At 64.2% G+C, this 9,062-nt stretch carries 12 protein-coding genes; 10 read left to right on the top strand and 2 right to left on the bottom strand.

Features of this window, described 5'->3' with window-relative positions:
- Positions 1-257 precede the first annotated feature (257 nt).
- The 5 genes from trmD to GXP34_10895 all read left to right on the top strand — a co-directional run bounded on the left by trmD (position 258) and on the right by GXP34_10895 (position 2,757).
- A complete protein-coding gene (trmD, locus tag GXP34_10915) occupies positions 258-947 on the top strand; it encodes a tRNA (guanosine(37)-N1)-methyltransferase TrmD (protein NOY56482.1) in 690 nt (229 codons plus the stop codon).
- Positions 948-1,046: 99 nt separating this feature from the next.
- Entirely contained in the window at positions 1,047-1,388 is a 342-nt protein-coding gene (gene rplS / locus GXP34_10910) for a 50S ribosomal protein L19 (protein NOY56481.1), read from the top strand.
- A gap of 25 nt (positions 1,389-1,413) precedes the next feature.
- A complete protein-coding gene (gene lepB / locus GXP34_10905; GenBank protein ID NOY56480.1) occupies positions 1,414-2,016 on the top strand; it encodes a signal peptidase I in 603 nt (200 codons plus the stop codon).
- A gap of 109 nt (positions 2,017-2,125) precedes the next feature.
- The gene (locus GXP34_10900) at positions 2,126-2,422 is read left to right on the top strand and encodes a DUF2469 family protein (GenBank protein NOY56479.1); all 297 of its coding nucleotides are present in this window, start codon (positions 2,126-2,128) and stop codon (positions 2,420-2,422) included.
- Positions 2,423-2,472: 50 nt separating this feature from the next.
- Positions 2,473-2,757, top strand: coding sequence for a hypothetical protein (locus GXP34_10895; GenBank protein ID NOY56478.1), 285 nt, complete (start codon positions 2,473-2,475; stop codon positions 2,755-2,757).
- A gap of 215 nt (positions 2,758-2,972) precedes the next feature.
- On the opposite strand, the gene GXP34_10890 is transcribed toward GXP34_10895, so the two are convergent.
- Positions 2,973-3,926, bottom strand: a complete 954-nt coding sequence (locus tag GXP34_10890; protein NOY56477.1) for a haloacid dehalogenase-like hydrolase — start codon at positions 3,924-3,926, stop codon at positions 2,973-2,975.
- Between the two features lie 4 nt (positions 3,927-3,930).
- Positions 3,931-4,305, bottom strand: coding sequence for a hypothetical protein (locus tag GXP34_10885; protein ID NOY56476.1), 375 nt, complete (start codon positions 4,303-4,305; stop codon positions 3,931-3,933).
- A 118-nt stretch (positions 4,306-4,423) separates the two neighbouring features.
- On the opposite strand from GXP34_10885, the gene GXP34_10880 reads away from it, so the two are divergent.
- From GXP34_10880 to GXP34_10860, 5 genes are all read left to right on the top strand, one after another.
- A complete protein-coding gene (locus tag GXP34_10880; GenBank protein NOY56475.1) occupies positions 4,424-4,615 on the top strand; it encodes a hypothetical protein in 192 nt (63 codons plus the stop codon).
- A 244-nt stretch (positions 4,616-4,859) separates the two neighbouring features.
- Positions 4,860-6,329: a YifB family Mg chelatase-like AAA ATPase gene (locus GXP34_10875; GenBank protein ID NOY56474.1), complete on the top strand. Its 1,470-nt coding sequence runs from the start codon at positions 4,860-4,862 to the stop codon at positions 6,327-6,329.
- Positions 6,326-7,348, top strand: coding sequence for a DNA-protecting protein DprA (gene dprA, locus GXP34_10870; protein NOY56473.1), 1,023 nt, complete (start codon positions 6,326-6,328; stop codon positions 7,346-7,348). Before GXP34_10875 ends, dprA begins: the two co-directional genes overlap by 4 nt.
- 195 nt (positions 7,349-7,543) lie before the next feature.
- Positions 7,544-8,029, top strand: coding sequence for an Hsp20/alpha crystallin family protein (locus GXP34_10865; protein NOY56472.1), 486 nt, complete (start codon positions 7,544-7,546; stop codon positions 8,027-8,029).
- 121 nt (positions 8,030-8,150) lie between these two features.
- On the top strand, positions 8,151-9,044 hold the full coding sequence (locus GXP34_10860; protein NOY56471.1) for a tyrosine recombinase: 894 nt from the start codon (positions 8,151-8,153) through the stop codon (positions 9,042-9,044).
- Positions 9,045-9,062 lie beyond the last annotated feature (18 nt).

The following is a 9,062-nucleotide window of genomic DNA, read 5'->3' as shown; positions in this document are numbered from 1 at the left end:
GGTTCGGGTTCGGGCTCTGCCTCGGGCTCACCGGGTTCGGACTCGGACTCCGCCTCGGGCTCGGGTTCTGCCTCTGGCTCACCGGGTTCGGGCTCGGGTTCTGCCTCTGGTTGTTCCTGGGCGTCCCCCGTCTCACCAGATATCGCCTCGGACTGATCGTCGACGGGAAGACCCCAGGGGTCCGCGGAAGTGAAGTCGCTGTCTGGCACGATCAATGGGAAGGATACTCTAGGGTCGGACCGTTTGGAGGCTTTTGGTTGAACATCTCGATTATCACCCTGTTTCCGGAGTTCTTCTCCTCTCCACTCGAGGTCAGCATCGTCGGTCGTGCAATCGCCGAAGGCCACCTCGTCGTCACAACCGTGGACTTGCGCGAGTTCGGCCGCGGCAGGCACCGACAGGTGGATGATGCCCCGTTTGGTGGGGGACCCGGCATGGTGCTGATGGTTGATCCGCTCGCTCGAGCGCTCCAGCCTCTCGACTCCAGCCACAAGGTCCTGCTCACGCCTGTGGGGCGACCGTTGGACCAGTCGGTGCTGGATCGTTGGGCCGGCATGGACCACCTCACCCTGGTGTGCGGGCGCTACGAGGGGGTCGACGAACGAGTCGCAGAGCACTTGGTCGATGAGGAGATCTCGCTGGGCGATTTCGTTCTGGCCGGGGGAGAAGTGGCCGCATTGGCGATCATCGAAGCCGTTGCCCGGCTCCTTCCGGACGTTCTCGGCAACGATGACTCCGCCTCTCTCGAGTCCTTCCGAGATGGGTTGTTGGAAGAGCCCCAGTACACGAGGCCGTCCGACTATCACGGATGGACCGTGCCCGAGGTGCTTCTCTCCGGCGACCACGCTCGGATCGAGCGGTGGCGGCAGACTCGACGCGAAGAGCGCACACGCGACCGTCGACCGGACCTGTGGAACGACCGTTCCGATCCGTCGGCCGGCAGATGAGCGTTCGAGGGCTGCTATGTTGCGGGCGGCGCTGCCGCATCGATGGCTCGACCTGTTACAATCGCTGCCCGCTCGATGCTCCCTTTAAGGAGTTCCCCGATGAACATGCTCGAACAGCTCGAAAACGCGTATCTGCGCGAAGACATCCCGGACTTTCGCGCCGGCGACACCGTGCGCGTCCACGTTCGTGTCGTGGAGGCGGGTCGCGAACGCGTTCAGGTCTTCGAGGGAGTGGTGATCGCTCGCGACGGGGCCGGAATCAAGAGTACGTTCACTGTTCGCAAGATCAGTTTTGGTGTGGGGGTCGAGCGCGTGTTCCCCGTTCACGCACCGATCATCCAAAAGGTCGAGGTCACCCGGCGCGGCAAGGTCAGGCGAGCAAAGCTCTACTACCTGCGGGACAGGGTCGGCAAGGCGGCACGCATCAAAGAACGCCGCTAGTGCCTTGCGAGCCGGCGGGGTGGTCGTGACACACAAGCCATCCTCTCGCACGCCTTTCTGGATCGAACTTCCGATCCTCATCTTGATAGCGCTGGTGGTCGCCGTCGTTATCAAGACGTTCCTCGTTCAGGCGTTCTTCATTCCATCGGGATCGATGCGGCACACACTCGAGATCGGTGACAGGGTCCTGGTCAACAAACTCTCCTACACGTGGAGTGAGCCTCGGCGTGGGGATGTGGTGGTGTTCGAACCGCCGTGGGGCCAGACGCGAGACGCCGAGCCGCTGTTCGATGCGCTCGTACGACACGTCGGCGAGTCTCTCGGGCTGCAGTCCCCCGACATCGAAGATCTGATCAAGCGGGTGATTGCAGTCGGAGGTGAGACCGTCGAGATTCGAGACAATCAGGTACTGATCAACGGCGTGCCTATCGCCGAGCCGTACGTGTATCCGGGGAGCCATATGCCCGACTATGGACCTGTGACCATTCCGGAAGGCAAGGTGTTGGTGATGGGAGACAACCGGGACCACAGCAAGGACGGTCGTGTCTTCGGTCCTATTCCGGTCGACTCGATCGTGGGAAAGGCGTTCGTTCGTATCTGGCCACTCAATCGCCTGGGCCGGCTGTAGCCGGCGGCGAGAGGGCTCGGTCCCGAACCGTTTCTGTCACCGACCGTGTGTAGAACGTGTCGTGGTCGAGGTTGGTAGCATCGGGGGGCCTCGGGAAGAAGGAATTGGAATGCATGAGGAAGATCTGGAGCGGTACGAGTCCGAGATCGAACTCAAGATCTACAAGGAGTACCGTGACGTCCTCCCGATGTTCCGGTTCGTCGTGGAGACCGAGCGCCGCTTCTATCTCGCCAACCGTGTCGATGTGCACACTCGCCATGAGGCAAACTCGACCTATTTCGAAATCGAACTCGAGGATGCCTGGGTATGGGACATGTACCGACCGGCGAGGTTCCTGCAGCACGTGCGTGTGCTGACCTTTCGCGACGTGAATATCGAAGAGCTGGAGCCCGGCGTTCGCCTCTGACGGCGCATCGCCTGGGCGAGCTTGGAGAGCACGTCGCCGCCGACTATCTGATGCGCCACGGTTTCTCGATCGTCGACCGCAACGTGCGTGTCGGGAGGGGAGAGATCGACCTCGTCGTCGAGCGTGCAGGTACACGAGTAGCCGTCGAGGTGAAGTCGTCGTGGATCGGAGACCGGACCGTCGACGGCAAGGATCCTCTCGATGCGTTCGATGAGGCCAAGGCGACACAGGTGTGGTCGCTCGCCCGCCATCTCGATGTGCGTCGCGTCGACCTCGTGGCAATCGCGTTCAGTGTCGAAGGCGTTCAGATTCGCTGGGTTCCGGGTGCCGCTTGAGCACGTCTCGGCGGTGACGCTGCGTCTCTTTGAACCAGCAGCCCCGGTGCCAATGTCTTCGGTCTTCGGGAGCGTCGTCGGGTACGACGACCAGATGGAACGCACCCACCTCCACAGGGCCATGGCAGCCTGGACATACATACCGCTTGCGGGCTGCGTACGCCTGCACCGGTGACACGGTCAGATTCCCGACGGAGTGTAAGTTTCCCATCGTCTCAGTCGGCGTGTCCCGGAGCGCGCGGGATCTCGGCAAACGCCTTGTGTCTCGCGTCGACGATCTCCCTGGAGATCTGGTCGATGCTGTCGATGAGCCACAGCGAGGCAGCCTTGCCGTCTCGATAGTCGGCCTCGGCCATGCCCTGGATACGACCTTGCGTCTGGAGTTGGCGGACCTGACGGAAGTTGTTCGTCGGACTGGTCGTGTATACGCCAAGCGTCTTGCCGCCCCGCTCGTTGAGAATCGAGAACACGGGAACGTCGCTGGGACCGTCGGCGATGTAGATCATGTTCTTGATCGGTACTCTTCGCTGTTCCTCCGACATCAACGCGTTGACGTCGATGGTCGAGTTCTTGTTGACTCCCTTGTTGATCTCGAACACCGCCCTGGTCTTGGAGGTGTTGTCCAGGGTGTAGCCGAGATGGGAGATCGGATGGTTGGGCTCTTCGATCCCGAGTGTCTCGAGATAACCGGGCGGTGCAGGCTGCTCGATGAAATCGTTCGCCCAGATCCAGTCGACATGCGGAGCGACGGCGCTGCCCTCGACCATGGGGAGGATCCCGGTGGACACGACGTAATGCTCGACCGAGATACCCTCGTGGGCGTATTCGGGAATCTGTGCGACGTATTCCTGGGAGATCTTGAAGAACTCGGGAATGCCGGGCGCCATCTCGATCCGGGCGCCCAGGTCGCGCAGTTTCGCTCGCGTCAACCCCTCGAAGATACCTTGCTCGACGTAGGTCAGCATGTGATTCAGGTAGGCGGTGTCACGAGCGACACGGACTCCTCGCCGGTGGTAGTACTCGACCAGGCCGTCGACCTCCGCCCAGAATGTGTGGGCGTCCACGCCGTACTCCTCGAACAACGGATCCTGCTGGTTGCCCGGGATCAGTGTGCGATCGAAGTCCCAGATCAGTGCAATGACGGTCTGGGTGTACAGCGGTACGGGCATGGTCTCAGGGAATCTCGGGTCGCCCGAAGTGTACGCCACCTTCGCTCATCCACCATCCCTGCAACCGAACCGGGGTCCCGCGCAGTTCCCGGTGTGCCTCGCCGAGCATTCCCGTAGGCACCAAGGCATGTACCGTCCATCCCTCGCCGACGAGGCGTTTGAAGACGAGGGCATCGGCGCGACGAGGGATGTCTCGCGTGAGGATCCAGTCGAGACGACGCTCGGTCTTGATCAGGGGCGTCACGTTCATGCTCAGGTCCTCCAATGTGACCCGATCCCAGGAGACGGCTTCCGCATCCAGCCCGAGCGCCCGGTAACGGTCGAGGCAGGCCTCGACGACGATCTGCGTCTCCTCGACTTTCGCGTCGAATGCCAGCACCTTGTCTCCTCCATCGAGTTACACCAGTGTAGTTCAAGCCGGCAGACGGGCACTAGACCGTTCGGGTCGACTTGATACGCTCCTCCAGGGCCGGAGCGACCGGGCCGATGGTTCTTGCATGAGCGCCTGCAACCCCCACGAGTTCCGGGAACATGCCATCGGGGCCCGTCTCACCCGCAAGGTGTGTGTGGTCTGCGGCGCCATTCGCATCGGACAGCAGGCCTGGTCGGTGGGCCTCGATCCGTGGCGTCGCGAAGTGGCGATCGGCGTGAGGAGCGAGCGGCTCGCTCTGGCGAGGTGGCTCGGTTGAAGACCATGGGACATCGCGGCAACCAAGAGAACGTCGATTGGTGCGTGTGGCGTGTGCACCGCCTCGTCGAGGATGGGTCCGCCATCCGCTGCACTCGTTGTGGAGCAACGTGGGATTCGTCGGTGCGGCAGCCTGACGTGTCGCATTCTCATACGGTGACGGCACCCGACCCCTGGGAGACGGTCGGCAACGCAGTCTGAGGCCGTCTCCAGGTCTTGTCACACCCCGCCCGTACGGTTGGGCCATGTTCGCAACAGTCACATCCGTCGCACTGGTCGGCGTCGAGCCACGTCCCGTACGCGTGGAAGTCCACGTTGGCGCCCCGAAGGAGCGATTCGCATTGGTGGGTCTTCCCGATACCGCAGTGCGCGAAGCGAAGCATCGGGTCCGGGCTGCCATGCTGTCGTCGGGGTTTCCCTTTCCTATCCGGCGTGTGACCGTCAACCTCGCCCCTGCGGATCTTCCCAAGGCGGGATCGGCGTACGATCTTCCGATCGCGCTCGGCGTTCTTGCCGCCGCCGGGAGCATTCCGCCGAACGTCGGAGACGTCGTGGCGCTGGGAGAACTCGCTCTCGACGGTGCGGTTCGCCCGGCCCGTGGCGGCCTCGGTGCCGGAATGGTGGCGCGGGATGCGGGCGTGCCATGCCTGCTTCCGCAGGCTTCGTCGAGGGAGGCCTCGCGCGTCCCTGGCGCCCAGGTCAAGGCGGTTCGTTCGCTCTCGGAGGCGATAGCGGTAGCCCAGGGCGCGCCGGGTGCCCCGGTGCCGACGGGGGATGCGACGCCGCCCGGTGAGCACTTCGATCTCGCCGAGGTGCGGGGACAGGCTGCAGGTCGTCGGGCCCTGGAAATCGCCGCCGCCGGAGCGCATCACCTTCTCTTGTGGGGACCGCCGGGGGCGGGCAAGACGATGCTCGCACTCCGCCTTCCCGGCATTCTTCCGCCGTTGGACGAGGAGACGGCGTTGGAGGTCGCCCAGGTGTGGGGGGCAGCCGGGAGATCCGCTCCGGCATCATCGGTACCTCCGTTTCGGGCACCCCACCACTCCGCAACGATGCCGGCCATCGTCGGGGGCGGGAGCGGGATTCCCGTACTGGGCGAGATCTCGCTCGCCCATCGGGGTGTTCTCTTCCTCGATGAGTTGGGCGAGTTCCCGGTGAACATTCTGGATGCGCTTCGTCAGCCTCTCGAGGCGGGGTCGGTGGTCATTGCCCGAAAGGGTGTGTCGGTCCGGTTTCCGAGTGATATCCAGCTCATCGCGGCGACGAACCCATGTCCGTGCGGCTATGCGGGGGATCGCGTCAAGCCGTGCTCGTGCTCGGTCGGTTCGATTCAGCGATACCGACGCCGCATCTCCGGGCCTCTGCTCGATCGATTCGATCTCAGGGTGCCTATCCCTCGACCTGAACGGTCGGAGCTGCTCGGCCCGCCCGGAGAGAGGAGTGCACCGATCGCCGAGCGCGTGCAGGCGGCACGATCACTCCAGCGTGACAGGGGCGCGCCGAACGGCCGGCTCGGACGCGGGCAGTTGGACGAACTCGATTGGACGCCGAGTGCCCGCCGGCTGCTCGAGACGGCCGTGGAGCGCTTTGCTCTCACCGGGCGGGGCTTCGACAGGGTGCGGCGTGTTGCTCGAACCATCGGAGATCTGGATGGCTCGGCGTCGGTCGACGAGCCCCACATCGCCGAAGCGTTGAGTTTTCGGGGTGAGTGGTGAACGCACGGCTCCGGCTCGCCTATGTGGGGATGCACCCTGCGCGCAGGGCTCAACTGGTCGATCGATTCGGCTCCGCAGACGCGGTCCTGGCTTCGATACGAAGAGGGACGGTGGAGGTACCCGAGCATGCGCGTCTGGCGGCCACCGTTTCTGCCGGTGACCGGCTCGAGCAACTCGCGGAGCAGGGCATCGCCGTCGTGCTGCGTGAGGAGATGCCCCCGCATCTCGCCGGTCTTCCGGACTGCCCGGATCTGCTGTTCGTGCGCGGCGTGCTGCCGACCAGGCCTGGTATCGCCGTCGTCGGGTCCCGGCGGGCGACCGCGTACGGGATGCGTCTGGCCAACGTGTATGGACGGGGCCTCGCAGAAGCGAATTGGCCGGTCGTGTCCGGGCTGGCTCGTGGTATCGACGGGTCCGCCCACCGCGGTGTGGTCGACGCAGGTGGATGTGCGATCGCAGTGCTCGGCTGTGGACCGGATGTCTGGTACCCGAAGGAGCATCGGGCACTCGGGGAACGCGTGGTCGAGACGGGAGGCGCGATCGTCACCGAGTACCCGCCCGGAACGCCCCCGAACGGCTGGCGCTTCCCACCCCGGAACCGTGTCATCTCGGGGCTTTCGGCCGTGGTGGTGGTCGTCGAGGCCGCCCGAACCGGTGGCGCGTTGATCACCGCGCGCACCGCTCTCATGCAGGGAAGAGAGATCTTTGCGGTTCCCGGTGACATCGATCGTCTCACGTCGGAAGGCTGCAACCTGCTGATCAGGGATGGTGCACTTCCCGTTCTCGACGCCTCCGACCTGATCGAGGCGGTTTCGATCGTTCTCGGTCCCTCGGAACGCCGAGCGTCCGTCGCGGAAGGCGACGAGATTCTCCGGATCATCGGTCCGATCGGCAGATCCGTCGACGCTCTGGCAGAGGAACTCGGCCGGTCGGCGGCGCGCGTGCTGGCGGACGTCGCCCGACTCGAGACGCTTGGCCTCGTGCGAAGAAGCGGGGGCCTGATCTGTGGGACTCGTTGACCACCCCCGTAGTCGCGCCGACCAAGGGCTCGTGGCTGCAAACCTGAGCTCCCGACCCGGCGGGAAGTTTCGGGAATAGAGATGCGTTATAGAAACTGCAGGGATGGCGGGAACGCGCCCTTTCTGGACCGTCTCGCCACCCGCGCACACCGGGGGAGGTCCCCGGAGAGACTGTGTGAGAGGAGGTGAGAACGTATGTTGGCAACCAAGTGGTCACCGTTCACAACGTCGATCGAACGTGATCTGCAGGACATGATGAACCGCTTCTTCGACGTCTTGCGTCCCACGGAGTCGGAGACCACGTGGGTGTGGCGTCCGCGGGTCGATATCTACCGTGACCGCAGCGACCTGGTTGTGGAGGCGGAGCTTCCTGGCATCGACCCTGAGAAGGACCTCGATATCACCGTCGAGGGCAACGTCCTTCACCTTCGTGGCTCCCGTTCCTACGAACGGGATGTCGAAGAGGGCGATCTCTACGTGCGGGAGCGGACCTTCGGCAGCTTCCAGCGAGATCTGATGATCCCGGAGGGTATCGATGCCGATGAGCTGGATGCCCACTATGAAGGCGGTGTGCTGACGATCCGCATGCCGCTTCCGGAGAGTCTCAGCAGGAAGCCGAAGAAACTGGAGGTCAAGGTCGGCAAGCCCAAGAAGTTGGGTCGAGCGACCAAAGCCGCGTGAGGCTCCTCTCGCAAGATCGGGGGCGCCCATACGGGCGCCCCCGGCGCGTTCGCGCAACGGCGCCGGGTCGCCGAGGCTGCAGATCGTTGACCGGCCCTGCATCTGCGACAACCATGGGCTCATGGCTGCCATCCCTGAGTTGCCCGATTGGGCCCGTGCTCCCGTCGATGACTATTTGATGCGGCTGGCATCGCAGCGCAACCTGTCGGTGCACACCCTTGCCGCCTACCGCCGAGACCTCAGTCAGTTCATGGCGTTCTGCGATCGGGCCGGAGCCGCCGACATCGCCAAGATCGACCGGTCGATGGTTCGTCGGTTCCTCGCCTATCTGGACACCAGGGGATACGCCAGGCGTTCGGTGGCGCGCAAGGCTTCCGCCGTGCGGAGTTTCTTCTCCGATCAGGCCCGGCACGGAGCCGTGGAGGTGAATCCCTGCGATCGGCTCGGCACGCCGCGCCGACCGAGAACGCTCCCGCATGCCCTGACCGGCAGGACCGTGCGAGCGATTCTGGATGGTCTGGACGGTCTCGATCCGGTATCGCTCAGAGATCGTGCACTCCTCGAAGTGCTCTACGCAACGGGGCTGCGAGTCTCGGAGTTGGCGAGTCTGCAGGTCGACACCGTTCGAGACGCGGAGTTCGTCCGGGTCATGGGCAAGGGTGCCAGGGAAAGGGCTGTTCCGCTGGGCGTTCCTGCCAGAGAGGCGCTCGGTCGGTACCTCGCTGCAGGGCGCCCCGAACTCGCCTCCCAGGATGCCGGCGGGGCGCTCTGGGTCGGCGTGCAAGGCGGGGCTCTCGGTGTCCGCGGGATCCGAAGAATCGTCCGCCGGCGGGCAGCGACATTCCCCCACGCATTTCGTCATTCCTTCGCAACGCATCTGCTCGAAGGGGGAGCGGATCTGCGCGTTGTCCAGGAATTACTCGGTCACGTTGAACTGGGGAGCACCCAGATTTACACTGCCATCACCCGTGAGCATCTCAAGGCGACCTACAAGCGAAGTCACCCACGGGCCTGAGCGGGCACCAGACGATCA

The sequence above is a fragment of the Actinomycetota bacterium genome (assembly GCA_013152275.1).
Lineage (GTDB): Bacteria > Actinomycetota > Acidimicrobiia > Spongiisociales > UBA4744 > BMS3Bbin01.
This window is presented reverse-complemented; position numbering and strand designations above follow the sequence as displayed.